This window comes from Bacillus sp. FJAT-26390, assembly GCF_001682865.1.
GTDB lineage: Bacteria > Bacillota > Bacilli > Paenibacillales > Paenibacillaceae > Pristimantibacillus.
In genome coordinates, this window is sequence record NZ_MAQX01000022.1 from 693,175 (window position 1) to 719,502 (window position 26,328).

A 26,328-nucleotide genomic window follows, 5' to 3' on the forward strand; every position below is an offset into this window, starting at 1 on the left:
CGAAGTAAGCGTTTCCCAAGATTAGAACAGGATCAAAACATTTGACTATTTTCAAATAATTGAACATCACTTAACATGTGGTAAGCGGTTACAACGAGAGAAAGGAGACGTGCAAATGAAAAATAGCAACAGCATTGTAAGGGAGTTGTGGACGAACAGAGCTTATTATCTGATGGCTCTCCCAGGCCTCTTGATCTTATTCGCTTTCACTTATTTGCCTTACCCGGGAATTATTATCGCATTTAAAAACTTTAATCCGGTTAAGGGCATTTTCGGCAGTCCATGGAGCGGGTTTGATAACTTCAAGTTTTTTCTATCCAATGGTGATTTTCTGCGAATAACATTTAATACGTTCTGGATCAATTTCAATCAAATTTTATGGGGAACGATTCTCGCCGTAGTCTTCGCCGTTCTATTGAACGAAATTAAGAGTAACAGCATGAAAAAATGGTTCCAGAGCATCCTGTTTTTACCGTACTTCTTCTCCTTCGTCATTGTCGGAAAATTAGTCTTGTTAATTTTCAAAAATGAAAACGGTCTCGCGAACGAATTGATTGAGATGTTCGATGGGGTGCCGATTGATTGGTATACCTCGCCTCAATATTGGGTGAAAATCATTGCATCGGCAAGTATATGGAAAAATGTCGGGTATTCCGTCATTATTTATCTCGCTGTTATTACTTCCATTGACGAAGAGATGATGGAGGCGGCCTCTCTAGACGGTGCTTCCCGGGTACAAAAGATTCGGTACATTTTGCTGCCAAACCTGGTTCCTACAATTATCATTTTGACACTGTTGTCCATAGGTAGAATTTTCTTCGGGGATTTTGCGCTCATCTATGCAATTGTAGAGAACAATGGGCTTTTGTTTTCAACGACGGATGTGATCGACACCTATATCTACCGTGCTTTAATCAATGGCGGACAGGAATACGGTATGATCACCGCAATTGGAATTTGCCAATCCATCCTTGGCTTCCTTGTAGTCGTAGGCAGCAATTGGCTAGTTAAACGGTATGATAAGAGTTATTCCTTATTTTAAACAGCAAGAGAGGTGACTGCATTGAAGAACAAGTTTGGCTGGCTCGATATTTTCATTTATGTGGTATTTATTATCTTTTCCCTCGTTACCCTGGTCCCATTCATCTTGGCGATAATGGTCTCCATATCGGATGAGAGCTCTATCGTGCTGAATGGATACAAGTTCATCCCTGACTTGTTTTCATTAGCTGCGTATAAGATTGTCTTCCAAGACAATATCGTCGCCAATGCCTATAAAATTACGATCATCGTTACCATTGTAGGCACAATGATCTCGTTAACCTTATCATCGCTGCTTGGCTATATGATGTCCGTGCAAAAAGTAAAATATCGCAACATCATTGCCCTGCTTATCTTTATACCCATTGTATTCAGCGCAGGACTGGTTCCTTGGTACATTGTAGTCACTAATTACCTCCATTTGAAAAATACGATTTGGGCTCTTATTCTTCCGATTGCAATAAATCCGTTTAATATTTTTCTGCTTAGAAATTATTACAAATCGATTTCGCCTGCGCTCTCAGAATCAGCGGAAATCGATGGAGCCGGCCCTTGGTTTATTTTCTATAAGATCATTACTCCGTTGTCTATGCCGATATTAGCCACTATAGGTCTGTTCTCTTCGTTAAGTTATTGGAATGATTTCACGATGTCCCTGTGGCTGATTGATGATCGGAAGCTGTTCTCCGTTCAGTTCTTATTGTATCGGATCAATTCGATGATTGCTTATATGAGTCAGCATTCGAATGTTGCATCCACTCAGCTGCCTTCAGAAACGATCGTCTTCGCGATGTTCTTGATTACAATCGGACCGATCATTCTCGTTTATCCGTACGTGCAGAAATATTTTGTCAAAGGTATCATGGTCGGCTCAATCAAGGGTTGATTCCGAATGAGCGGGCAATATATAACATTATAAAAAGGGAGCGAATAACATGTTCAAAAGCAAGTTCTTTATGGGAAGCATAATTGCAACTGTTTTAGTATCAACGCTATTAGCAGGCTGCGGCACGTCAAACAATGCGAATACACCTTCTAAAAATGCGGAAGCGCAGGGTGAGACAAGCACTGGAAACACAGCAGCTGGCGAAGAAGTTACATTAAATATTTTATTCCCGGGAGATCCGCCTAAGGATTTGGACGCGATTAATGCAGCTATTGCGACGAAGCTTAAAGCAGACGGCTTAAATATGAAGCTGAACTATACTTTTGTACCGTGGGAAACGTACACGAACAAACAAAGTCTAGTCGTGGCAGCAGGAGAAAAATATGACTTAACTTGGACGCACATTTCCAATTTATCACAAGGTGTAAGCAAAAATGTGTTAATGCCTCTGGATGACCTTCTCAAAAGCGACGGTCCTGGACTGCTTAAGGATATTTCGGACTTTGTATGGAAAGCAGTTAAGGTTGACGGTAAAACCTATGCCATTCCACGTGTTGTCCCTGTTGCACAAAGCAATGATACGTTCCAAATTCGCGGCGACCTGCGTAAAAAATATGGCTTGCCGGAAATTAAAAGCTCGGCTGATTTCGAGAAGTATCTGGAAGCGGTTAAGACCAACGATCCGACGATCACTCCTCTAGCAGGTGGTGCAGGAGGACTTGTCAGAGAATTAGCGCCTAGTTATTTTGCCAATGGAGATTTTACTGGAAGCTTCTTCTATATTGACGTGAATGAAACACCGCTTAAAGTTAAAAACCTCTTTGCCTCGGAAGCTTATGAGCAGTATGTGAATAAAACAAGAGATTGGTACAAAAAAGGATATCTGCCGAGTGATCCTAATATGTTCAAAGACATAAACGGAGATTTTGCCAAAGGCAGAATGGCTGCGATGCCTTCTAATATCCTGCGTCCCACTGAAATTATTGATGCTCTAAAAACCAATATACCTGATGCTGAGCTTGAATTTGTACAATTTGCATCGGACAAGCCCAAATATATTTTCACTAGCGCAGATAATCTGTTGTCTGTATTATCAACGAGCAAACATCCGAAAGAAGCAGTAGCGTTCGTCAATTGGCTGCACAGCAGCCAGGAGAACTATGATTTATTCTCCTTGGGCGTTAAAGATGTAAACTTCAAGGCTGACGGAAATAGCGCTTCGTATGAGGGGATCTCACCCGATAAACAATATTTCCCGATCAGCTGGGCGTGGACAGACTTAAGGTATAACAAATTCAGTAAATACATTACGCCAGAGCAGCTTGATGTCATTAAAACCTGGGATGACGGTGCCGTACAAACACCACTTATTGGTTTCTCTATTAACACGGAGCCAGTAAAAGCAGAATTGGCGAAGGTCTCGGCGATTGCATCTGAGTATTCAACACAAGGTCCGCTTATGAATGGGGTCGTAGATTTTGCGGCTGTAAAAGATAAATTTCTAAGCCGGTTAAATGATGCGGGAATCGATAAGGTGCTTGCAGAATACCAGAAGCAATTAGATGCTTTCTTGGCGCAACAGAAGTAACGGCATGAGCTAATTAAATAAGCGACTAAGGCCAATCGATTCGAATCGGTTGGCCTTACTTGCACCAACATCAATGGGGCTGACACTCAACGAATTCCGCATTAGCGAACATACAAGATGATTTAACATTGAGAGGAGTTAAACGATGAGCACAAAGAGAACAGCGCATATCATTTCACACACACACTGGGATAGGGAATGGTATTTGCCATATGAAAAGCATCATGTTCGCCTCGTAAAGCTCGTGGACACGCTGCTGGATAAACTGGATCAGGATCAGAATTATCGCAGCTTCTTTTTAGACGGACAAACGATCATTCTGGAGGACTATCTTCAAGTCAGGCCTGATCAAAAGGACCGATTGGCTAAATTTATTCAAGACGGCCGTATTTTGATCGGTCCTTGGTATATCCTGCAGGATGCATTTTTGACCAGCGGCGAGGCCAACGTGAGAAATATGCAGATCGGGCACCAAGATGCGAAGAAATATGGCACTGTGTCGAAGATCGGCTATTTTCCCGATACGTTCGGTCTGGTAGGTCAAACGCCGCAATTGATGAAGCAGTCTGGGATTACGAATGTACTGTTTGGCCGAGGCGTTAAGCCGACGGGCTTTAACAATACCGTTTCGGATGGCGATTACGAATCTTCCTTTTCGGAGCTGATCTGGGAAGCGCCTGACGGTTCCCAGGTACTCGGCATACTTTTTGCCAACTGGTATAATAATGGAACTGAAATTCCTGTTGACCGCGAAGAAGCGAAGGCTTAATGGGAGAAGAAGCTGGCGGATGCCGAGAAATACGCATCGATGGGCGAACTACTCTTAATGAATGGCTGCGACCACCAGCCGATTCAACTCGATTTGCCCGAAGCGATTCAAGTCGCGCGCGAGCTCTATCCAGATACAACCTTTATTCATTCAAATTTTATAGATTACTTGCAGGCTGTACGGCATGCCTTGAATCATGAGCTTTCTATTGTAAAAGGCGAGCTTCGCAGCCAACGTACAGACGGCTGGAATACACTCGTGAACACCGCTTCCGCCCGCGTATATTTGAAGCAAATGAATCAGTTGGGGCAAGCGATGCTGGAAAAAGTAGCCGAGCCTCTGGCCGCTTTGGCTCACATCCTTGAAGCCGAGGAGAAATACCCGCATCATCTGTTCACGTATGCTTGGAAAACGCTGATGCAAAACCATCCGCATGACAGCATTTGCGGCTGTTCGATTGATGAAGTGCACCGTGAAATGGTAACGCGCTTCGATAAAAGCCGACATGTGGCGGAAGCGATCGTCGATGAGAGCAAACGAGCCATTGCAGAAGTTGTGGATACGTCGAGCTTCGCCAGAATGGGAGATAACGCCCTGCCCGTCATTGTTATGAATACATCCGGTTGGGAGCGAACCGGTGTGGTAAGTATAGAGCTAGATGCATTGCGGTCGTATTATCATGACGGATACACGCAGGAGGATGCCATCGATATTGTGAAGTCGGCGGATCTTTCAGGCATGATGCTCGTGGATGAAAACGGGATTGCCATTCCATGCACATCCGAAGATCTCGGATTGCAATTTGGTTATGACCTGCCGGAGGATAAGTTCCGCCAGCCGTATATGTGCCGCAAGGTGAAGCTTACTTTTGAAGCGAAAAATGTTCCTGCATTGGGGCTGAAGGCGTATGCTTGGGTTAAATGCGAAGCTGAGGTTCCTGCTTCCTCGATGCTGGTCGGAGACCGCATATTGGAAAATGATTCGCTAAGGATTGAAATCGCCGATAACGGTTCATTCAGCTTGACAGACAAGGTGAACGGCCGAATCTACCGGGATCTAGGCATATATGAAAATACAGGGGATATCGGTAACGAATATATCTATAAACAGCCAGATGGCGAAACGCCGCGAACCACCTATGGGGTGGCGGCACAAATTCGGGTGTTACAGGATCACCCCTACCAGGCTTCCATTGAGATTGTGCACGACTGGGAAATTCCTGCGTCTGCTGACGAAGTGCTCGAAGAAGAGCAGCGCGCTTTGATTCCTTTTCAACGCCGTAAAGCACAGCGTTCGGAGCGCATGGTACCGATGAGGCTTCGTACGGTTGTTAGTCTGAGCAATAGCGGTAAAGGGGTGGAGATCTCTGCTTCCTTTAACAATCAAGCCAAAGACCATCGTTTGCGGATGCTGTTCCCAACCGATCTGGACACGCAAGTTCATCGCGTCGATACGATGTTTGAAATCCCCCAGCGGGACATTTCACCGGCAGCCACATGGGAAAATCCAAGCAATGCACAGCATCAGCAGGCATTCGTTGACATCAATGAGGCAGAAGCAGGCCTTGTTGTGGCTAACTTAGGCTTGAATGAATACGAAATTCTGCGCGATGGTCGCCATACAATTGCAGTGACGCTGCTCCGAGCGGTTGGCGAGCTTGGTGACTGGGGCTTATTCCCGACACCTGAGGCACAATGTCAGGGCGAGCATACCGTCCGTATGTGCATCATTCCGCATAACGGGGATGGTGTACAGTCTGGCGCCTATGCAGAAGCCTACCAGTTCCAAATTCCGTGGACGTTATGCCAAACAGACATCCACCAAGGAAGCATTGCGCCTACGTTTGCGCCATTCCAGTGGGAAGGCAATAAGATGGCCTTTTCCTCGATGAAAATAAATGAAGGTACTGACGATCTGCTGCTGCGTTGGTACAACATGGACTTCCAAAAGGCTGAATTGAAACTTAGCTCTAACCTTCCATACTATTATTTCTACAAAAGCTCCATCATGGAAGATAATGGGCAACCTATTGAAACTGACATGGACGGTCAAATCTCTCTTCCGATTGGAGCTTGCGAAATTGTGACGATCGGGATTAATCGTTAATTTTGCTCACATCCGCACGTATTTACGAGAATACAATATTGCGGTAAATGGAGAAAAGCTTGTCGTGAAAGTCGTTAAGGCGGTTGGCTATAAGCCGATGTTAAGCTAGATCAAGATCGAAAGGTGATGTCTGGCCTGTGCATCTAGACGTTCCATTGGAGCTGATGGTCACAGGTCTGGCTAGCTGCCTAAGGTTTAGTTGAAGTTCCTAAATGACATCGGGTCGTGTCCACAACGCCTACACAAGATGAACATGAACGGATGTCATTTATGAATCGGATGGACAAGCAGCAATGAAATAGCCTCGTTGCGTAATTTTAGCAGGCAGACTTGCTTGAGCTATGCTATTATTTTATCACCTTGGTAAGTTTTAACCTCGATGGACAGCCCCTGCTTCATCAATTGTTCTGATAGAGAGAAAACGATTATAGGCAACACGTAAGTGCCCAGCAGCCTTTAAACAAAAAGGAGAGGTTCATTTGGTTCGGCTAGGCCTTTAAGGCAGCTGTTAAACGGTTGGCAGACTACGTTTGTGAGGAAAATGACTGGGAACGTTCAGAGGAGAATCCTATATGAAAAATTGGAACGACTACCTGCTGAAAAGTAAGATGTTCATCGTGTTCTCCGCTGTGTCGCTGTTTATCGTTATGCTGACATGCATTATTTTCTATTACAAAAATGTAAGCGATATCAAAAATCAGACCTTGTCGCTTTCCGACACGATTACCCGGCAGTTCAGCCGGACCTTCGAGCTGTATATTCAAGACATCGAGAAGCTCTCCGTCTCCATTATTGGCGACCCGATCATTCAGCAAAGCTTGATCGATCATTACAGAATCCAAGAACCCGTTGCGCAGAACGAGGTTGAACTGACGATCAACAACAGGCTGTTCACCCATCTTCAGCCGCGCCCCCAGCTGCAAAGCATCTATATCTTCACGAAGGACGATATCGCTTATTTCGTATCGAAGGCAGGCGGACCCAAAGTAAGCTTCAAGCTGCGGGACGAGAGCTGGTATTCGAAACGGCTGGAGATGCCCGGAATCAAATTTCTGCTTCGGCCCGTCACCATGGAGAGCACGGGAAGCGATCGTGAAGCCCAAGTTATTTCCTTCGTGCGGAACATTAACCGCATCCCCTATCGGGATGTTCTGGGGTATATGAAAATTAATATCAACGTCGATGTCGTCAAGGACATGCTCGTCAATTCGGACAGCAATGACGTAGAACGGAACATGAGAGCGTTCATCATAACCGATGAAGGCAACGTCATTTATGACGACAGGAACGAGCTGACGGGCAGCGAGAATCCGGGAATCGATCTTTCGATCTTTCAGGGCAGCCGCGAATCTAACGAGGTGGTGTGGAACGGCGTGAGCTATCTCTATACGACGTCAAAATCCTCATACACGAAATGGAATACGCTAATTCTCATTCCGAACGAATTTCTGCTGTCCAAGCAGAAGCGAACCACGTATATTCTCATACTCGTTGGCCTGCTTGCGATGGGGCTGATAGCCATTGTTTCCTATGCGCTCTCCTATCAGATCACGCTTCCTCTACGAAACCTGATGAAGAAGATGGCGCGAGTCGAGCAGGGGGATTTAAGCCAGCGAATGGAGGTGGCCGGCAACAATGAGATCGGCCGTCTAAGCCGCATTTACAACAATATGCTGGACAGTATTACCCGGTTGATCAGCGAAGTGTACGCATCCAAATTGGCGGAGAATAATGCGCAGCTATCGGCGCTGCAGGCGCAAATCAATCCGCATTTTCTGTACAACACGCTTAACATCATGAAGTCAATCAGTCGGGTTCGAGGCATCGAAGAGGTTGCCGAGATGGCAGAATCGCTGGCGGAGCTGTTTAAATACAGCATGAAAAATCTTCAACATCCGATCCCGCTGCGTGACGAGATGGATCATATCTACAATTACATGAATATCCAGCAGCACCGGTTCGGCAGCCGATTCGAGTTCAGTATGGACGTTCCGGAGCCGCTGCAGGAAGCTTCGGTGCTGAAGCTTACCGTGCAGCCGTTGATTGAGAACGCAATCGTTCACGGACTCGGCAAGGTCAAGTCCGGCGGGCGAATCGATATCGCCGTCAGGCGGCTTGGCGGCGATCTGATTATCGAAGTGTCCGACAACGGCTGCGGCATCGAAGAGGAACGCATCCACATGCTGCGCAGGAGGCTTGGGAGCATCCAAGCGGTGGACGTTTACGACGAGGAGGGGCTGGGCATAGGCCTGTCCAATATCGCGCAGCGGATCAAGCTGTTCCACGGTGTCAAATACGGCGTTGAATTGATAAGTGCGCTTGGCCGCGGTACGACCGTGAGGCTGACGTTCCCGTATGAGCTTTTCGTCAAGGTGAGAGGAGAGGGCGAATGATGAATCTATTTCTGGTGGAAGACGAGCGGTGGGCTCTGGAGGAGCTAAAGGCGCTCTTTAAGAGATATGAACCGCAGCACCTGGTGCATGCGTTCGAGAACGGGGAAGATGCGCTCGCGGCCGCGAAATCCGTCGTCCCGCATCTCGTGCTAACCGACATCACCATGCCGGGCATGGACGGTTTGGAGCTGCTAAATAAGATAGGCCGCAGCCATCCGGAAGCCAAGGGCATCATTCTCAGTGTCCATGATGATTTTGCTTATGCGCAGCGTGGGATGCAAACTGGCGTGACGGACTACTTGCTGAAGCCTGTCAGGAAAGAAACGCTGTACCGGGCGGTGGACCGCATGCTTGCCCGCATTGAAGAGGAGTCGCGCAGCCGGAGCGACCGTGCAGAGTGGTCTCTTCTGCAGCGGCTGCTGTCCGCGGACGCACTGGAGCGGGGAGAGAGAGCGGCAGCCGAGCCGCAGCGGATGTTCATGGCGCTGCTGCTTCTAGGGAACTTTGCATCGCCGCTCACCTGGAAGGATGCCGGGCTTGATGCATCGGATATCCTCGCGCATTTCGGGAGCGGCTTGAACGGCGAATCGGAATGTCACTGCGTCACGATCGACTGTCGCCGCAGAGTGCTGCTGCTGCCGGCTGACAATGAGGCAAGTGCGCTGTCGATAAAGACAAAGCTTCAAATTCTCTTCAATCATATGGAAACCCGCGGCATTCTACTCCATGTGAGCTTCGGAATGAAGAAAGAGAGCGAGAGTCTGAACCGCAGCTTCGTCCGCCTTGGCAAGCAGCTCGAAGAGCATTTGCGGATCGGCGTACCGACCTGGGCAGCGCCGGATATGAAGCCGACCGTGCCTGATATCGGCGAAATCTGGGTGAAGGTGCGCGCGCTGCAAGCGCAGATCAAAGCGGGCGATATGGCCAGAGGACGAGACACGGTATCCCGCATCGTTACATGGCTGCAACGCAAAGAGGTTACCCAAAAGCAGCTGACGCAGTTCGCAATCGATCTCTTCTACTCGTTGAAGTTCAATCTGCAATCCGAATCCAAATCCCGGCTGCATGAGGATATGAGCCTGCTGAACGAAGTGATCAACTACGAGCCGATCACGGCATGGCTAACGGCAGCGGTATTCGGGATGGCGGGGGAGCGCGAATCAAAAGAGCATAAGCCGAAAGAGCTCGTACCGGTGGTAATAAATTGGATCCACGCCAATTATCAAGGCGACTTTTCCCTTCAGCAGTTTGCTTCTGAGCATCATGTCAGTCTTGGACATCTATCCAGATTGTTCAAAAGTCAGACCGGCTACACCTTCTCCGATTATGTGATTGGCTACCGGATCAGCAAAGCGAAAGAACTGCTCGCCGATGGCACGTCGCGTCCGTCGGAGGTCGGCGAGCTCGTCGGTTACGAGGATGCCAAACATTTCTCTCACTTGTTTAAGCGAATAACGGGCGAAACGCCAACTGCCTACGCAAAACGCAAAATGAGCGAATAAGACGAATGCAAGTACACGGTTAAATGGTTAGAGGGTATACGCCTTCGAAAATCGAATGGTTTCCCCACCCGTGCCTTCACTTTATCCCGAAATGGAAAAATCACCCCCTTAAAATAGCAAAAGCGCAGGTATGCATCAAAAGCGGAAACTCGTAGACTGAAACTACGAGGGGACCCGGGCCCTTGAAACGGAAGATCGCACTTGTTGGAAGCGTATTCATTCAATGGATTGAAAATTACGAAATCAGAGCTGCGAAGAGGGCAACGATGGACGGCTGCCGAAGGGAGCATGATCCATGCCCACAAAGGGAGGCTGCGAAACGATGAAACGAACGACTGGCAGAACACTCGCATTCGTGACAAGCATGATTATGACCGTGGTGCTGCTCGCCGGCTGCGGCGGCAATAATGCGCCTGCGACGAACAAAAACAACGGCGGCGCTAGCGGTGAAACAAACGCGAAAACCGACGCCACAAATGCACCAGCAGAGAAAACGACGTTGACGCTGATGGTCGGCAATTCAGGCACAACGCTCGAAGCGCTTAAAGCCGTTGCCGCGGAAGCAGAGAAAAAGCTGAATATCACCATTGAGTACGACATTAAGCCGGATGGCACGGAGGGCGACAACCTCGTCAAGACGCGGCTAGCAACGGGTGATATGTCCGATCTGCTCGTTTATAACACAGGCTCGCTGCTGAAAGCAGTCAATCCGGTGGAAAATTTCCTCGACGTGACGAATGAGACGTTCATGGCGGACGTGCTTGATTCCTTCAAAACCGTCGTTACAGTCGATGGCAAGGTGTTTGGCGCGCCTGTCGGTTCGAGCTCCGCTGGTGCGATTTTGTACAACAAGAAGGTGTACGGCGAGCTTGGGTTGACCATTCCGCAAACGTGGGACGAATTCATGGCCAACAATGAGAAGATCAAAGCCGCGGGCAAGACAGCGGTTATCGCGTCCTACAAAGATACCTGGACTTCCCAGCTGTTTGTCCTCGGCGATTACTACAACGTACAGGCGCAGGTTCCGAATTTTGCGGACGATTACACGAACAACAAAGCGAAGTACGCGACGACACCGCAGGCGCTGCGCAGCTTCGAGAAGACGGAGGAACCGTTCAAAGCCGGCTACATGAATAAAGACTTCTTGGCCACGACGTATGATGTTGCTTTAAAAATGCTTGCCGAGGGCACAGGGGTGCACTATCCGATGCTGACAAGCGCTCTTGATTCCATCTTGCAAAATAGCCCGGACAAGATCAACGACATCGGCGTTTTCCCGATTCCGAGCGACAGCGCAGACGTCAACGGGCTGACGGTATGGATGCCGAGCGGCCTGTATATCAACAAGAACAGCAAGAAAGTTGAAGCCGCCAAAAAGTTCACGGAATACTTCGTATCTAAGGAAGGCCAAGCGATATTTGCCTCCAAAGTCAAGGCGGCCGGTCCCAATGTCATCAAAGGAATCGAGCTCCCTGACGATGCATATGAAGGTGTCAAAGAAATGCAGAAATACTTTGACGAAGGCAAGACGGCACCAGCACTTGAGTTCGTATCGCCGGTCAAAGGCCCGAACCTCGAGAATCTCACCGTCGCTGTCGGCAGCGGCATCACTTCCGCTCAGAAGGGCGCCGAGGACTACGACAAAGACATTTTGAAACAGGCGCAGCAGTTGAATCTGCCGGGCTGGTAGACCGCCCGCCGCAAGCAGAAATTCAAGGTGGAGACGTGGCTCCGCGCATGACGGTGCGGGGTCCGTTTTCTCCGGAAAGAAGGAGAGAGCCATGACCAAGCTGACGATTCGGACCTACTCGTATATGTTTCTTGTGCCCGCATTTCTGATCTACTTCGTCTTTTATTTGCTGCCAACCGTGTTATCGCTGTTCTTTAGTATGACTCGGTGGACCCTTACCGATTGGGATTTCATCGGCTTTGACAACTATGTCACTTTTTTCTCGGAGACGGCGCTTAGCATTGGCTTCCGAAACACGTTAATTTACGCGGTTGTAACCTGTGGGCTCAAGGTTATTCTTGGCCTGTTGCTCGGCGCTTTCCTCACCTCTACCGCACTGTTCAAAAACTATTTGCGCTCCGTTATTTTCTTCCCGACACTGCTCAGTACGATTGCGGTCGGGATCGCGTTCTCCATTATGATGCATCCTTCGTCAGGACTGATCAATACAAGTCTGGCCGCGCTTGGCATTAACGGACCAGATTGGCTCGGCAATACAAAGATCGCACTGCTGTCAGTTGCCCTAGTAGACGTATGGAAAGGCATCGGCGTCGCTACCGTCATTTATATCGCCGGCATTTCGGGCATTCCGGGCGAGTATTACGAAGCGCTCAAAATCGACGGCGGGAGCAGCATGAACGCTTTCCGGTACATCACGGTTCCATTAAGCAGACCGGCGATGAATTCGGTCATCATACTGGCATTTATCGGAGGGCTTCGTTCCTTCGACCTGATCTGGGCCATGACTAAGGGGGGACCGGGTTTCACGACCGACCTGATCGCCTCGATCATATACAAGCAGTATCAGGCGGGCTTCTACGGTCTGGCGACTGCGGGCAACGTCATCCTGTTCATCGGCGTGTCACTGCTGGCGTTTCCCTTGTATAAGTACCTAACGAAAAGCGAGGTGCACTTATGAGCAGGGAAATGAGCAGGATTATGGATAAAGGCGTCGGCAAAGCGCTGAGCCGCAGCGAAAGCTCGGGGGTTAGCACCAAAGCGAAGAGGGTCATCGCAGCGGTGTTCGCGCTGGTGCTCAGCACCGCCATTTTTTGGATTCCGTTCTATTTCGTCATCATCAACTCCTTTAAGAATCAGGCCGAATCCGCGCTCATGAATATGGCTTGGCCGAAATCATTTCATATTTTGGAAAATTACAGGGATGTGTTAACTGCGTCCGATCATATGCTTGTCCGCGCCTTCTACAACAGCATGCTGCTGACGGTTCTGTCCGTTGGCGTACTGATTGTCGTCAGCGCAATGGCCGGCTTTGTATTGCATCGTCGCGAAGGGGGGCGGTTCTCTTCCTTCTTAAACTTTCTTGTTTTGGCCGGTTTGATGATTCCGCCCGCTATCGTGCCTACGATCTGGGTGCTCGACTCGATTGGCTTGTTCAAGACGCTAGCCGGCATTACCTTCGTGGAGGTTGCGCTTCATTTTCCGTTTGCGGCCATCTTGTACAAAGCGTTTGTGGCAACGCTGCCGCGCGAAATCGATGAGAGCGCATTGATCGACGGTGCGGGCGGGGGGCGGCTGTTCTTCAGTATCATATTTCCTCTGTTAAAGCCCGTTACTTCAACCATCATTGTGCTTGAATCGATAAACGTATTCAACGACTTTGTTAATCCGCTTTACTTCTTCCCAGGCTCGTCCAACGCGACGGTGCAGCTGACGCTGTACAACTTCATGAGCCGATTCACGACCTCGTGGAATCTGTTGTTCGCCGATATCGTTCTGATCTCTATTCCAATGCTCATTTTGTTCATTTTCTTCAACAAGCAAATTGTAGCCGGCATGACGGCAGGCGCCGTTAAGGGATAATCGAGCGAATACTTTGGCCGGCCAAAGGATGTCGCCTGCCGGTCGGTTTAACGGTACCGAGCTGAGCCAATCCTTTTATGAAAACAGTCCCGATCGGAAAGGTTTTTGTCCCGAACCGCCATGATTCGGACAGTAAGAGGCAGTATGATGGAAATATAAAGCGTTTACAACTATGACGGCTGGACGATACGGCTATTGAACCTAACTAGGAGCATGATTATCCAATTCAGAGGACGAAAGGACGTTGAACATGGCGGTCAAAATCGGAATCGTAGGCATGAACGGTATAGGCAACAACCATGCGAACTGCTACAAGGAGGATGAATTGGCTGATGTCGTTGCGGTATGCGACGTCATCAAGGAACGCGCCGACGCGGCTGCGGAGAAGCACGGCGTAAAGGCGTACTATACGCTCAAGGACATGATCGAGAACGAGCCCGACCTGCAGGTCGTCGATGTGACGACAGGCGGCATCGACAACGGCAGCTGGCATTTTGAACCGGCGATGGAAGCGATGTCTTACGGAAAGCACGTGCTGGTGGAGAAGCCGCTGTGCAACGATGTGCGCGAAGGCCGCCAGATGGTGGCTTATGCCGAGAAGCAGAATGTATATCTGGGCTGCAACCTGAACCATTACTTTACGCCGCCGGCTGAGAAGGCGAAGCAATATATGGACAGCGGCGAGGTGGGCGAGCTGATTTACTGCATGGCCAAAATGGGCTTCAACGGCGGCGAGCGCAACTACTCCCTTGCCGGCTCGGACAAAATCAAAGGCCATCCCTACTTTCACATGCGGGCGTTTCTAACCCACCCATTCAGTGTCATGCGCCATTTCTGCGGCGATATCACGCATATCCAGACGTTCTCCGACCGTCCTGGCTTCCGGCGAAGCGCAGGCGACGTTATGGTGTCGATCAACAGCATCCATATGAAGTTCGCAAACGGCGGCGTCGGCTATCTCTTGAGTCAGCGCGGCGATGCGGTCTACGGCTTAGGTGGCTGGTGGAGCCTAGAGGTCGCGGGCTCGAAGGGGACATTCACAATTGAGAACTGCGTCGAGAAAGTGTCGTTCTGGAAAGCGGACAAAGGCATTCCGGCTATCAGCGTCCAGACTGAGCCTGAGGTGACGGATTTTGGCACGAATGATTTCAACCGGACGTTCAACAATCGGCTGCATGCCTTTCTGGAGGATGTTGACGGCAAGGTGTCTCCGGATGCGCTGCGCGCGAGCGGACGCGATGCGCTTGCCGTGCTGGAATATGTGCATGCGGTGCAGGAGTCGTATGAACGGGGCGGCGAGGTCGTTCGGCCGCAGCCGCTGCCGCCGCTGCACGGCGATCCGTTTTATTTGAAATAATGGCTGTGAAATGACGTGATGCGCTATCCCTGCTTCCGATTCTTAGCAGGGATGCTAGGCACTTATACATGCTTTACTAATCAATCTTTCAGGAGGACTCTTATATGATTAAATTGGGTGTCAATTCCGTGCTGTTCAAAGAGTTCGATTTTGCCGTAGCGGCGAAGCATATTGCGGCTTGCGGCTACGACGGCGTAGAGATCGCCGCGATTCAGGGCATGTGCGAGCATCTGGATCTCAGCCGCTGGAAGCAGCAGAAGAGCGAGCTGCAAGCGATCGTGCAGGAGAACGGGCTGACGTTTCTCTCGACCGAGGTTGCGTCGCTCAAAGAGGAACGGCTGCTGCCGGCGTTTGAAGCTGCCGCTGAAATTGGGATTCCAATCGTCAACGTTGGTCCTGGCGGGAAGCTGGGTGTCGAAGAAGACCTGCAGTCATCGATTGAGATGCTTGCGCGGATGGCGGAGAGGGCCGCTTCGTACGGCATCGCGCTCTGCGTGAAGGCGCATGTCGGCAATGCCATCCACAATACGCCGACCACGCTGCGGGCGATGGACGCGATCGCATCTCCGGCGTTCGGCATCGACATGGACCCCAGCCATATCCACCGTGCCGGCGAAAACGCGGAGAAGGCGCTGCCCGCCGTACTTAGCCGCGTGAAGCATGTCCATATCCGAGACTGCAAGGGACGCGAGCAGGGACCAGGACCGATCGCCCTGCAGGCGTGCGGACGCGGAGACATCGATCTGTACGGCTACTGCAAAGCGATGGCGGACGGAGGTTACGAAGGACCGGTCGTCGTTGAAGTCATCGGCGCCGCACCGGAGCATACGCTTGCGCAAGTATCCATCGTGGCCGCCGAATCGTACGGCTACCTAAATGCCGTCCTTAAGCAGCTGAACGCGCGATAAAAGCATTATTTTCATCCAAAAGGAGGATTTCAATATGGCGAGTAAGAAACCGAATATTCTACTGTTTGGCATAGATAGCCTTCGTCGGGACCATATGAGCGCATACGGCTATTCAAGGCTGACTACCCCGCATCTTGATAAAATTGCAGCTCAGGGCGTTCTGTATGAGAAGCATTTCAGCCCGGGCATCCCGACAACGCCGGCTTACGCATCGATGCTGACAGGGATGGACGTGTTCGGCACCGACGTTGTGGCGCTGCGCCATGAAGGACCGCTTGGCGGTCACGTCAGGACACTGCCGGAGGTGCTCGCTGAGAACGGCTACAATACATCGTGCGTCGGCTTTACGGGCAATCCGTCATCGCGCGGTTTCCAAACGTATCTCGATTATGAATCTTGGGTCCCCGACGAGTCGGGACGCACGCCTAAGGCGCAAAACCTGAACGATGTCGCTATTCCGGAGCTGGAACGGCTGGCCGCGGAGGATAAGCCGTTCCTGCTGTTCATGCGGCATATGGATCCGCATTCGCCGTATTTGCCACCTGTGCCGTTCGAGCGGATGTTCTACGGCAAAGACGAGAAGGACCCGGCCAACGATTCAATGGAGCCGGTTTACGGCTTCAAGCCTTTCGCCGACTTTCTGAAGTCATGGATTCCGGAAGGCGTTACCGATGAAGCATATGTCACTGCGCAGTATGATGGCGCGATCGCTTACATGGACGCTTGCATCCAAAGCATTTTCGAGAAGCTGGCGGCACTAGGCTTGGAGGAAGAGACGATTGTCGTTATCACGTCGGATCACGGCGAAACGCTATACGAGCACGACTGTTATTTTGATCATCACGGCTTGTATGACTGTACGCTTGTCGTGCCGCTGGTCATCAAGTTCCCTGGACGCTTGCCTGCGGGAACGCGGACTCAGGATGTGTCGGTCATCTCGGATATTATGCCGACGCTGCTGGACTTGATTGGCATCGACAGCGGCATTTCCTTCGACGGCCGCAGCTTGACAAATCAGGTTGCTGGCGAGGAAACGGACCGGATGAGCGAGCTGTACCTGACGGAATGCACGTGGATGCGCAAGCACGGCTGGCGGACAGCGGAATGGAAGCTGATCCGTTCTCTTGAGCCGGATTTCCACTTCAAGCCGGAGGTAGAGCTCTACAATCTGGTCCGTGATCCGGAGGAGAACAACAATGTGGCGGAGCAGGAGCCAGAGGTCGTCGCGCTGCTGACGGAGCGGATGGAGGCCCATATCGCGAGACGCGAAGAGCAGACGGGCCGCATGAATCCGATCTATACGAATCTGAACTGGCACGGCAAAGGCGTGACGTTCACCTCTTCCGAGCAGGCATACGAATCGCTGCATATCGGCAATATTATCGGCGCACGCTCCCTCCAAGCCAAGGAGGAGGCGGCATCCAAATGATTCGGGTTGCGGTCGTCGGCGTCAATCATATCGGAAAAATCCACTGCCGCGCCTACAGGCAGCATCCGGACACGGAGCTTGCCGCTGTCTGCGATCTAATGCCGGAGCGCGCGGCGGCGGCGGGACTTGAACATGGCGTTCCCGCTTATACCGACCTAAGAGAGCTGCTAGCTAAAGAACAGATCGACGTAGTGGCGGTTGCAACGGCTGGGGTGGAGAAGGGCAGCCATCATTTCGAGCCGGCGATGATTGCAATCGATGCAGGCAAGGACGTCCTTGTGGAGAAGCCGATCTCCAACCGGATCGAGGAAGCAAGGACGCTTGTCGCTGCCGCCAGGGATAGGGGCGTCCGGCTAGCCTGTAATTTAAATCACCGCTTTACGCCTGCTGCGTACAAAGCGAAAGAATTGATGGAGTCTGGGAAGCTAGGCTCCCTGCTTTTTCTCAATATGCGGCTAACCATTCAAAATCAGCAGGAGGATACGGAGTGGCTGCACATGCGTGCTCTGCATCCCCACTCCATCGATGTCATGCGTTATTTTGGCGGTGACGTAAAGCGGGTGCAGGCGTTCATGACCAAGGCTCCGGGGCGCCTAAGCTGGTCGACCGCATCGGTCAATCTGGAGTTTGTCTCCGGCGCGGTTGGCCACTTGACCGGCAGCTACGACATGTCGATGCGCCATCCGATCGAATATTGCGAAGTGGCAGGCAACGAAGGCCGATTCGTAATCGACAACGTTTACGAGAGCTTGACGTATTATCCGCATCAATCCGACGAGCTGACCGTCGTCCGCAATTCGCTGTTTGGCGGGATGCAGGGCTTCAATGATACGTTTACGCATCGGATCAATCGATTCATCGGGCAGATCAAGGCCGGCGATGCGCCGGAAGTGATTGAGGCATCCGGCGCGGATGCGCTTGCCGCACAGGAAGTGATTGAAGCCGCCATTCGTTCGCATCAGTCCGGCGGCATGCCCATTGACGTGCCCGCGAACGAATAATCGAAAGGAATTGGCGAGAGGAGACGATCTGCATGGACAGACAACACGGTTCGGTATTATGGTTCATGGGATTGTCGGGAGCGGGAAAAACGACGACCGCCCGGCATATAGCGGCGCAGCTGCTGCAGCAAGGACGGCATGTGGAGCTGCTTGACGGCGACGAGCTTAGGGAGACGGTTTGCAAAGGCCTTGGCTTCTCCCGCGAGGACCGGATTGAAAATATCAAACGGATTGTCTATGTGGCTAAGCTACTCTCACGCAACGGCGTGGATCTGCTCGTCTCCGCCATTACACCCTACCAGGAGATGCGCGACTACGCTAGATCGCAGCTGCCCGGATTTGTGGAAATTTACGTGCAGTGCCCGATCAGCGAGTGCGAGCGCCGTGACGTGAAGGGCTTGTATGCCAAGGCGAGAAACGGCGGCTTGCGCCATTTTACAGGCGTTTCCGATCCGTTCGAGGTGCCGCAATCCCCCGACATCGTAATCGACACGGCCGCCACCACGCTGCAGGATAACGGTGATGCCGTGATTGGCTGGCTGCATGCCAATTTGCGGTTCATGCAAGCTGCGAAGAGAGCATAATCCGAGAGGCGATCAATCACCGGATTACCGGATCACCGGACATACCGAAGGAGAAGGCATACCATGAAAATCATCCTAATATCGCTGGATACGCTTCGCGCCTCAAGGTTGAGCGGGTACGGCTACCCGAAGCCGACGAGCCCCTATTTGGACCGGATCGCCGAGCAAGGCGTGCTGTTCGAGCGCGCTTATGCCGCCGACATTCCGACGGAAGTAGCGCATACCGGCATTTTTACAGGCAAAGTCGGGCTTACGACAGGGATTGTCTCTCACGGCTCGGAGCTGACGCATCTTCCTAAATCGACCCCGTGGCTGCCGAACCTGCTGCGCGGCGCCGGCTTCACGACGTCTGCGGTGGACAATTTGTACCAGCTTAAGGAATGGTTTGCGCGCGGCTACCGCTACTATACGAATAGTGTTGGCGGCAATCGCTGGATCGACGGCCGGACCGTCAATGATCTGGCCATGCCATGGCTGACGGAGCATAAGGACGAATCGTTCTTCTTGTTCCTTCATTATTGGGACGCCCATACGCCTTATTTGCCGCCGGATTCGTATGTTCCAGACTTTTATGAAGCAGGGCGGGATCCGTATGATCCGGGCAACCGAAGCATGGATGCGGCTTACAACCATCCCGCCTATCCTTTCTTTAAGCACCATCATTACGATCTTGTTGGTCCGGTGACGGACAGTGCCTACTATGACGCGTTATACGACGCAGAAATCCGATATCTTGATGATCGTTTGAAGGAACTTGACACTCATCTGGAGAAGTTGGGTATCAAAGAGGATACGCTGCTGATTTTGTTCGGCGATCATGGCGAGAGTCTGACAGAGCATGACATCTACTGGGATCATTGCGGCTTGTACGAGCCAACCGTCCATGTGCCGCTTATCATGCGGTGGCCGGGTCGCATACCAGAGGGACGCAGGGTACAAGGTCTCGTGCAGCAGGTGGACATTATGCCGACCGTGCTGGAAGCGATACGCAGCGAAAAGCCTGACGGCGTCGACCTATTGAAGGTTGAGGACCCGCCTGCAATGGACGGCCGAAGCTTATGGCCTTCTATCCGCAGCGAGACGGACGGTACGCATGAAGTCGTCTACCTGAGTGAATGCGCCTGGCAGGCAGCCCGCGGCGTGCGGACGAACCGCTACAAATTTATCCGCACGTACGACGCGGGGCCTTTTACTAGACCGCCAAGAGAGCTGTACGATCTGGATGCCGATCCAGAAGAGACGGTGAATCTCGCGGAGCGGGAGCCGGAGCTTGCCGACCAGATGGAGAGGCAGCTGGAGAGCTGGGTGGAGGCGAAGCTGAACGGCCGCGAGGATCCGAAGGACCGGCAGCTTCGCGAGGCGGGACTGCCGTTTCGCAGGCGCATTGAGCAAATACTGGCGGCATCGGGGATGACGTGGGACGAATGGTTTCAGAATCCGAGCCGAGAGCGATTCGATCAGGCGACAGATGAGCGGCTTGAACCGATCAGCGGATCTTGAGCGGTTCATGATCGACTCTTGATCGGATATAGACGCGAGGGGATGAAAGATGGAACGAATACTGGGAAGCAATACTTACATGAAGGATGAATTTCCGTTCTGGATCAATCGGACGGTACAATCTTCTGTTGCCGAGCATGGTCATGAGTTCATCGAGCTTGTCTACGTGGTGCAAGGAGAGGGCGTCCATATTTTCCAAGGCAACCATTACAATATTCATGCGGGAGACGTGTTTATTATTAATCCCGGCGAGACACATGCTTACTTTGTGGAGTCTGGCGGGAATATGGAAATCGTCAATTGCTTGTTCATGCCGTCCTTTATTCCCGATGCGCTGCTTCAGGAGCTGGAAATAACGGCATCGATGGACTACTTCTACGTGCATCCCTTCCTAAAGCAGGATGTCCGCTTCAACCATTACTTGAATCTGAACGGCCAAGAGGCGGCGTCCGTGCTAGCGCTGCTGGAGAGCATGATCCGCGAATTCAGCAGCCGCGATTCCGGCCACAAGACGCTGATCCGCCTGCAGATGGTGGAGCTGCTCGTGCTGCTTTCCCGCTATTATGCCAATATGCAAAGCCATCGAATCCATAGATCCCCGCGTCAATCGGAACGAGTTATGATGGCCAGACGGATTTCCGGCTATCTCGAACGCCATTTTGACAAAAAAATTACGCTACAGGCGCTGTCCGGCCTGTTCAATGTCAGTACCCGGCAGTTGAACCGGCTGGTGCGCGAGGAGTTCGGCAAGAGCGTATTCGATCTGCTGCACGTCATTCGCATCGAGAGGGCAAAGCGGATGCTGCTCGAATCCGACCAGAAGGTCATTTACATTGCGACCATGGTCGGCTACGACGATCCATCGTTCTTCAGCAGGCTGTTCGTCCGCTATGCCGGCTGTTCGCCGCGCGAATACCGAACCGGCTCATGCGATCAGCGGGATGGAAAGGAGCGGATGGCGCATGCCGGACTCGATGAAAGAGCGGAGGCCTAACGTACTGCTGATCACGGCCGACCAATTGCGGGAGGATTGCGTTGGCTATAGCGGCAAATACCCGGTTCGTACACCGCACCTTGACCGCCTGTCCGAGCAAGGCGTTTCCTTCTCCCACGCCTACTCCGTGCTGCCGGTATGTTCGCCGGCTAGGCAGTCCTTGCTGCGTGGGAGGAGGCCGGAGACATTCGGCGCCCTATGGAATTACAGCGGTGCCCTGCCCGTGATGGCACTGCCGCCTGAATCCTACACGTGGCCAAGAGCGCTTGCGGAAAGTGGCTATGCGACGGCATATTTAGGCAAATGGGGGGTCAATCCAGTGCACGGCCCTACGGCTTATGGTTACGAGTCGTACGTCAGCGAAGCAGAATATCAAGGCTTCGTCTCGCAGAAGCACCCGGACGTCCGTTACGAGAACGGCTTCTTCGGCGAAGAGTGCCTGTTGCCGCTGGAGGACGCGGAGACGCATTGGTTCGCCGCGCGAGCGGGCGAGACGCTGGAGCGGCTGCAAGGCGACGGGCGGCCTTGGCATATGGCGCTTCATTTCAGCGAGCCGCACTTGCCCTGCCGACCTTCGGCTCCCTTCGCTGGGATGTACGAGGCGGCGGACATCCCGGAATGGGCTGGCTTCCGCGAGACCTTTGCCGGCAAGCCGTACATGCAGCGCCAGCAGCTGCAGAGCTGGGGCGTCGCCGGTTACGGCTGGCAGGAATGGGCGCCGCTCGTAGCCCGTTATTACGCCGTCATCAGCCAACTCGACGATGCAATCGGGCGTGTGCTGGGTACGCTGGAGCGTCTAGGGATGGCGGATGACACCATAGTGATCTTTACCGCAGACCACGGCGACATGTGCGGTTCCCACGGCATGATGGATAAGCACTACATCATGTACGACGATGTTGTACGGGTGCCGCTTATCGTTCGGATGCCGGGCGGCGGGGAGGCGGAACGAGGCTGGCGATGCGAGCGGTTCGTCTACAATTTTCTGGATTTGCCGCCTACGATACTGGAGCTCCTCGATTTGCAACAGCGTGATCCTGGAGATTTGCAGGGCCGCTCACTTGGACCTCTGCTCGCTGGGGAGGAACCGCTCGATTGGCGGGACGCCGTCGTGTCGACCTATAACGGACAGCAGTTCGGGCTGTACACATCTCGGATGATCCGCATTGCGAACTGGAAATACATCTGGAATTTAACGGACGTCGACGAGCTGTATGACATGACCGGCGACCCCGGCGAACTGAAGAACTTAAGCGGGCAGGCTGATCAAGCAGAGCTGCTCGCCGCGCTAAGGAGGCGGCTGTACGAGCAGCTGACTTTGGACGGCGATGCGATCGTGGCCAACGAATGGACACGCCGTCAGCTGCTGCAAGGCGCGAAGCTGGGCGGTACATGAACAAAACTAACGCAGCCAATGTGGCTGCGTTTTTTCTCATGAAATTCGAAGTATTGCCCAGAGTGGAAGTCCATGGAACCGTATTAATGGAGCGAGGAAATTCACCCTTATTTTTTTATCAGACTCAAGAGAAGCGCTTGCTCCTCCGTTAAAATAAATTGCTCCTGAGGCCAAAATTCCTCATCCTCGTCCCTGCCGAAGAGACGAAGGAGCTCCTTCCATACCCCTTTATCCATTGCTTCCGAAGCGGAAATCATGATCTTCAATGCGAGCACCTCCTTCCATTTCCTTATGTTCAATTACACTTTTATATGTGAAAATAAACATAGCCTTATGCAAGATTCACCCCTCAAAGCAATTGAGCTTTGGTTGATTATCATTGTTTTGTTACTTTGGGAGATGATAGGAGATATGACGGAGAGAAAGGAAAATCAACCAATGGATATTGAATTATTCTCGGATCTCATCAAAGATGAGCGTGGCAATTATTATGTTGCCGTATATAAAGAACAAATGGAATTAACGTTGGTTAACGCGCTGGTTGAGCGGTCTTATGTTGATATTTTGGCCTTTAATGAGGAGTTTAAACAAAAATTCGCCGAATACGAGAACCATTATATCGGTAAAATCGTGACGGATCAGCTCCGGCATGATATTGTTTTCGCTTCAAAAGCGGATGGGCATGGCCGCATGCATGATTTGGCGGAGGTTATGCTTCGTTACAAGGTAAGCTTTATTGATGTAATCGAGTTTTACCGAAACCCGCGAATGGGACGCGGAGAGCGGTTATGATGTCTTTAACGTTTAGCGCTCTCGATCTGGTACCTGTGATCGGAGGTGTGGATGACACCATCGCTTTGAACGAAGCGGTGAAGCTTGCCCAAGCAGCCGAACGGCTGGGCTATAGCCGTTACTGGGTTGCAGAGCACCATAATATGCCGGGTTTGGCCTGTACTTCCCCTGAGGTGCTGCTCGCACATATCGGAGTAAAAACAGAACGGATTCGCATCGGTTCAGGAGCTTTGCTGCTGCCCCATTATAAGCCGCTTAAGGTGGCCGAATCGTTTAACCTGCTTGCCAGCTTGTACCCCGGCCGGATTGATTTGGGCATGGGCCGGGCACCAGGCGGATCAGCGCAGGCAAGCATGGCGCTCAGCGGGAATTTTCTTGAGAATGTCAGGCAGCTCCCTGACTCCCTTAAAGGAATAACCGAGCTGATGGAGGGGAGTTTCGAATATGAAGGAGAACCGGTCGTCGCCCGTCCATCACCTTCGATACATCCGGAACTATGGCTACTTGGAACTAACAGCAAAAGCGCCGCTTATGCTGCAGAATTCGGAATGGGATATGTATTCGGCCAGTTTATGAGCGATTCGGATGGCGTGGAGATTGTACACAGCTATCGAAAAGCCTTTATCCCTTCGCGCCGTTGCCCTCAACCCAAAGTAATCGTGACTGTGGGGACAGTCTGTGCCGAAACGGCGGAGGAAGCAGCCCAGCTTGCCGCATCCGGCACCGCGCTGTTTCAAAGCGATGGGGCAATCGAAGAGAAGTTAATTTCTACGCATCGCAAGCTGTTCGTTGGAGAGGCAAACGATGTAGCGGCAAGCCTGGAGCAGCTTGCGCTGCAGTATGGCATTGATGAAATAATGATCGTTACGATGATCCCCGATTATAAAAAACGGCTTCGTTCTTTCGAGTTGTTAGCACATGCGTTGCAAAGCAGGTCCTTCTGATACATAAAAAAGACTACTCTCCTTTTTCAAGCTAGGGAGAGTAGTCTTTTTTTCCGGCTGAGATAGGCAATCAGCAGATTGCCTTATTCATCATGCTTCTTTGGCGATTGCCACTTCCAGCTTCGATTTGGAATCTTCCGCAGAAGCTTGATCCGTACGTTTGATAAAGAACGATAGCAGCAAACCGATTACACCAATCGCAACGATAACGAGATAAGCGTCATTTATACCTTGAATGGAGGCTTCCATAATCATTTGCTTTTGGTTTGCAGCCTCTGTTCCGCTTGAAACCATTAGATCCTGAAGATGCGTTTTCGTACGGCTCGTCATCACGGTAACGAGCAGCGATGTGCCTACTGCGCCGGCAACTTGTTTAATCGTATTGGAGATAGCCGTACCATGCGCATTAAGCTTGGCTGGTAATTGATTTAAGCCTGCCGTAGTGATTGGCATCAGAAGCATAGCCATACCGAAGCGGCGGCCTGTGGACATGAGAACCAGATAAGTATAGCTGGTTGAGTCCGTCAAATTAATAAAGCCGAAGGTGGTGGCGATCGTAATAGCCATCCCGATGATGGAAAGCCATTTTGCTCCGAACCGATCGAACAGCCGTCCCGTGATCGGCATTAGAACGCCCATTAGGAGCGAGCCAGGGAACATCAATAAGCCGGATTCCAGGGCTGTAAAGCCTCGAGCGTTTTGCAGATAAAGAGGAAGCAGCATCATATCCGCATACATCACGATGGTAACCGCGATATTGATGACGGTAGTTAAAGAAAACATGCTGTATTTGAAGGCCCGGAGATCAAGCAGCGGATTTTGGGAAACCAACTGCCGCCAAGTGAACAGGATGAGGGAAACAACCCCCGAAATAATAGATACAAGCACCTCAGCGCTCGACCAGCCTAAGCTGCCAGCTCGGCTGAAGCCGTACATCATTGCGCCGAATCCGACGGTGGAGAGGATGACGCTTAGCATGTCAATCTTGGCATGGATGCGCTCCGACACATTTTTCAGATAAATAAACCCGCAGATGATAACGAGAAGAGCTAACGGAATCATGCCGTAAAACATCATTTCCCATGGGTAATTTTCTAGAATATACCCGGCAAGCGTTGGCCCAATTGCTGGTGCGAAAATAATGGCGAACCCGACCATGCCCATCGCGGCGCCTCTCTTATTGGGAGGGAAGAGCGTCAAAATAACATTCATGAGCAGCGGCATAATAATGCCGGCGCCTGCTGCCTGGATCAAACGCCCGGTCAGAAGGATGGGAAAACTTGTTGCGACTGCCGATACGATCGTACCTGCCAGAAAAATAAACATGGAGGTCTGAAAAAGCTCACGCGTCGTAAATCGCTGCATCAAATAGGCGGTGATCGGAATCAAAACACCGTTAACCAACATGTACCCCGTCGTCAGCCACTGGGCCGTTGCGGCCGTAATGTTAAAATCAATCATTAACTCCGGAACTGCAACACTCATGACTGTTTGATTCAGCGTCGCAAGAAAGGCACCCAAAATCATAACGAACAAGATTGGTCCCTTTTTTATCGAACTGCTGTTTATTGCCAAACTTTTACTCAAC

The 26,328-nt window shown here is 51.4% G+C and carries 20 protein-coding genes and 1 pseudogene; 19 read left to right on the top strand and 2 right to left on the bottom strand.

The annotated features are described in order from the left end of the window. Positions 1-115 precede the first annotated feature (115 nt). The 17 genes and pseudogenes from A7975_RS20085 to A7975_RS20165 all read left to right on the top strand — a co-directional run bounded on the left by A7975_RS20085 (position 116) and on the right by A7975_RS20165 (position 23,004). Complete coding sequence (locus tag A7975_RS20085; RefSeq protein ID WP_053375020.1) at positions 116-1,042, top strand: ABC transporter permease; 927 nt, start codon at positions 116-118, stop codon at positions 1,040-1,042. 21 nt (positions 1,043-1,063) lie between these two features. Further along, positions 1,064-1,927, top strand: a complete 864-nt coding sequence (locus A7975_RS20090) for a carbohydrate ABC transporter permease (protein ID WP_053375021.1) — start codon at positions 1,064-1,066, stop codon at positions 1,925-1,927. Positions 1,928-1,976: 49 nt separating this feature from the next. Further along, complete coding sequence (locus tag A7975_RS20095) at positions 1,977-3,515, top strand: extracellular solute-binding protein (protein ID WP_065386256.1); 1,539 nt, start codon at positions 1,977-1,979, stop codon at positions 3,513-3,515. A gap of 145 nt (positions 3,516-3,660) precedes the next feature. After that, positions 3,661-6,390 (top strand): annotated as a pseudogene (locus A7975_RS20100) (alpha-mannosidase). Positions 6,391-6,962: 572 nt separating this feature from the next. Then, entirely contained in the window at positions 6,963-8,783 is a 1,821-nt protein-coding gene (locus A7975_RS20105; protein WP_053375024.1) for a sensor histidine kinase, read from the top strand. After that, positions 8,780-10,285: a response regulator transcription factor gene (locus tag A7975_RS20110; RefSeq protein ID WP_082198319.1), complete on the top strand. Its 1,506-nt coding sequence runs from the start codon at positions 8,780-8,782 to the stop codon at positions 10,283-10,285. The genes A7975_RS20105 and A7975_RS20110 overlap by 4 nt, the downstream gene beginning before the upstream one ends. Positions 10,286-10,607: 322 nt before the next feature. After that, entirely contained in the window at positions 10,608-11,975 is a 1,368-nt protein-coding gene (locus A7975_RS20115) for an ABC transporter substrate-binding protein (RefSeq protein WP_065386258.1), read from the top strand. 91 nt (positions 11,976-12,066) lie between these two features. Then, the gene (locus A7975_RS20120; protein ID WP_053375027.1) at positions 12,067-12,933 is read left to right on the top strand and encodes a carbohydrate ABC transporter permease; all 867 of its coding nucleotides are present in this window, start codon (positions 12,067-12,069) and stop codon (positions 12,931-12,933) included. Then, positions 12,930-13,835, top strand: coding sequence for a carbohydrate ABC transporter permease (locus tag A7975_RS20125; RefSeq protein WP_231637475.1), 906 nt, complete (start codon positions 12,930-12,932; stop codon positions 13,833-13,835). The genes A7975_RS20120 and A7975_RS20125 overlap by 4 nt, the downstream gene beginning before the upstream one ends. A gap of 250 nt (positions 13,836-14,085) precedes the next feature. Then, entirely contained in the window at positions 14,086-15,192 is a 1,107-nt protein-coding gene (locus A7975_RS20130; protein WP_053375028.1) for a Gfo/Idh/MocA family protein, read from the top strand. Between the two features lie 104 nt (positions 15,193-15,296). Next, on the top strand, positions 15,297-16,100 hold the full coding sequence (locus tag A7975_RS20135; protein ID WP_065386259.1) for a sugar phosphate isomerase/epimerase family protein: 804 nt from the start codon (positions 15,297-15,299) through the stop codon (positions 16,098-16,100). A 34-nt stretch (positions 16,101-16,134) separates the two neighbouring features. Further along, positions 16,135-17,529 (top strand): sulfatase family protein, encoded by a 1,395-nt coding sequence (locus tag A7975_RS20140; RefSeq protein ID WP_065386260.1) that lies wholly within the window; start codon positions 16,135-16,137, stop codon positions 17,527-17,529. Next, positions 17,526-18,530: a Gfo/Idh/MocA family protein gene (locus A7975_RS20145; RefSeq protein ID WP_065386261.1), complete on the top strand. Its 1,005-nt coding sequence runs from the start codon at positions 17,526-17,528 to the stop codon at positions 18,528-18,530. Before A7975_RS20140 ends, A7975_RS20145 begins: the two co-directional genes overlap by 4 nt. A 32-nt stretch (positions 18,531-18,562) precedes the next feature. Continuing rightward, positions 18,563-19,114: an adenylyl-sulfate kinase gene (gene cysC, locus A7975_RS20150; RefSeq protein ID WP_065386262.1), complete on the top strand. Its 552-nt coding sequence runs from the start codon at positions 18,563-18,565 to the stop codon at positions 19,112-19,114. Between the two features lie 63 nt (positions 19,115-19,177). After that, entirely contained in the window at positions 19,178-20,614 is a 1,437-nt protein-coding gene (locus tag A7975_RS20155; RefSeq protein ID WP_065386263.1) for a sulfatase family protein, read from the top strand. A gap of 49 nt (positions 20,615-20,663) precedes the next feature. Further along, entirely contained in the window at positions 20,664-21,608 is a 945-nt protein-coding gene (locus A7975_RS20160) for an AraC family transcriptional regulator (RefSeq protein ID WP_053375034.1), read from the top strand. Beyond that, complete coding sequence (locus tag A7975_RS20165; protein WP_065386264.1) at positions 21,577-23,004, top strand: sulfatase family protein; 1,428 nt, start codon at positions 21,577-21,579, stop codon at positions 23,002-23,004. Before A7975_RS20160 ends, A7975_RS20165 begins: the two co-directional genes overlap by 32 nt. Before the next feature lie 107 nt (positions 23,005-23,111). On the opposite strand, the gene A7975_RS34260 is transcribed toward A7975_RS20165, so the two are convergent. Beyond that, positions 23,112-23,270: a hypothetical protein gene (locus tag A7975_RS34260; protein WP_176707769.1), complete on the bottom strand. Its 159-nt coding sequence runs from the start codon at positions 23,268-23,270 to the stop codon at positions 23,112-23,114. Positions 23,271-23,415: 145 nt separating this feature from the next. On the opposite strand from A7975_RS34260, the gene A7975_RS20170 reads away from it, so the two are divergent. Both A7975_RS20170 and A7975_RS20175 read left to right on the top strand, forming a co-directional pair. After that, complete coding sequence (locus A7975_RS20170) at positions 23,416-23,796, top strand: hypothetical protein (RefSeq protein WP_053375036.1); 381 nt, start codon at positions 23,416-23,418, stop codon at positions 23,794-23,796. Then, entirely contained in the window at positions 23,793-24,740 is a 948-nt protein-coding gene (locus tag A7975_RS20175) for an LLM class flavin-dependent oxidoreductase (RefSeq protein ID WP_065386265.1), read from the top strand. The genes A7975_RS20170 and A7975_RS20175 overlap by 4 nt, the downstream gene beginning before the upstream one ends. 90 nt (positions 24,741-24,830) lie before the next feature. On the opposite strand, the gene A7975_RS20180 is transcribed toward A7975_RS20175, so the two are convergent. Then, positions 24,831-26,267, bottom strand: a complete 1,437-nt coding sequence (locus tag A7975_RS20180) for a DHA2 family efflux MFS transporter permease subunit (protein WP_141680373.1) — start codon at positions 26,265-26,267, stop codon at positions 24,831-24,833. Positions 26,268-26,328: the final 61 nt, after the last annotated feature.

Bases quoted from the DNA above. Each gene is read 5' to 3' on its own strand.
- A7975_RS20085 (WP_053375020.1), top strand. From the start codon at position 116: ATGAAAAATAGCAACAGCATTGTAAGGGAGTTGTGGACGAACAGAGCT.
- A7975_RS20095 (WP_065386256.1), top strand. From the start codon at position 1,977: ATGTTCAAAAGCAAGTTCTTTATGGGAAGCATAATTGCAACTGTTTTA.
- A7975_RS20105 (WP_053375024.1), top strand. From the start codon at position 6,963: ATGAAAAATTGGAACGACTACCTGCTGAAAAGTAAGATGTTCATCGTG.
- A7975_RS20110 (WP_082198319.1), top strand. From the start codon at position 8,780: ATGATGAATCTATTTCTGGTGGAAGACGAGCGGTGGGCTCTGGAGGAG.
- A7975_RS20115 (WP_065386258.1), top strand. From the start codon at position 10,608: ATGAAACGAACGACTGGCAGAACACTCGCATTCGTGACAAGCATGATT.
- A7975_RS20120 (WP_053375027.1), top strand. From the start codon at position 12,067: ATGACCAAGCTGACGATTCGGACCTACTCGTATATGTTTCTTGTGCCC.
- A7975_RS20125 (WP_231637475.1), top strand. From the start codon at position 12,930: ATGAGCAGGGAAATGAGCAGGATTATGGATAAAGGCGTCGGCAAAGCG.
- A7975_RS20130 (WP_053375028.1), top strand. From the start codon at position 14,086: ATGGCGGTCAAAATCGGAATCGTAGGCATGAACGGTATAGGCAACAAC.
- A7975_RS20135 (WP_065386259.1), top strand. From the start codon at position 15,297: ATGATTAAATTGGGTGTCAATTCCGTGCTGTTCAAAGAGTTCGATTTT.
- A7975_RS20140 (WP_065386260.1), top strand. From the start codon at position 16,135: ATGGCGAGTAAGAAACCGAATATTCTACTGTTTGGCATAGATAGCCTT.
- A7975_RS20145 (WP_065386261.1), top strand. From the start codon at position 17,526: ATGATTCGGGTTGCGGTCGTCGGCGTCAATCATATCGGAAAAATCCAC.
- cysC (WP_065386262.1), top strand. From the start codon at position 18,563: ATGGACAGACAACACGGTTCGGTATTATGGTTCATGGGATTGTCGGGA.
- A7975_RS20155 (WP_065386263.1), top strand. From the start codon at position 19,178: ATGAAAATCATCCTAATATCGCTGGATACGCTTCGCGCCTCAAGGTTG.
- A7975_RS20160 (WP_053375034.1), top strand. From the start codon at position 20,664: ATGGAACGAATACTGGGAAGCAATACTTACATGAAGGATGAATTTCCG.
- A7975_RS20165 (WP_065386264.1), top strand. From the start codon at position 21,577: ATGCCGGACTCGATGAAAGAGCGGAGGCCTAACGTACTGCTGATCACG.
- A7975_RS20170 (WP_053375036.1), top strand. From the start codon at position 23,416: ATGACGGAGAGAAAGGAAAATCAACCAATGGATATTGAATTATTCTCG.
- A7975_RS20175 (WP_065386265.1), top strand. From the start codon at position 23,793: ATGATGTCTTTAACGTTTAGCGCTCTCGATCTGGTACCTGTGATCGGA.
- A7975_RS20180 (WP_141680373.1), bottom strand. From the start codon at position 26,267: ATGATTTTGGGTGCCTTTCTTGCGACGCTGAATCAAACAGTCATGAGT.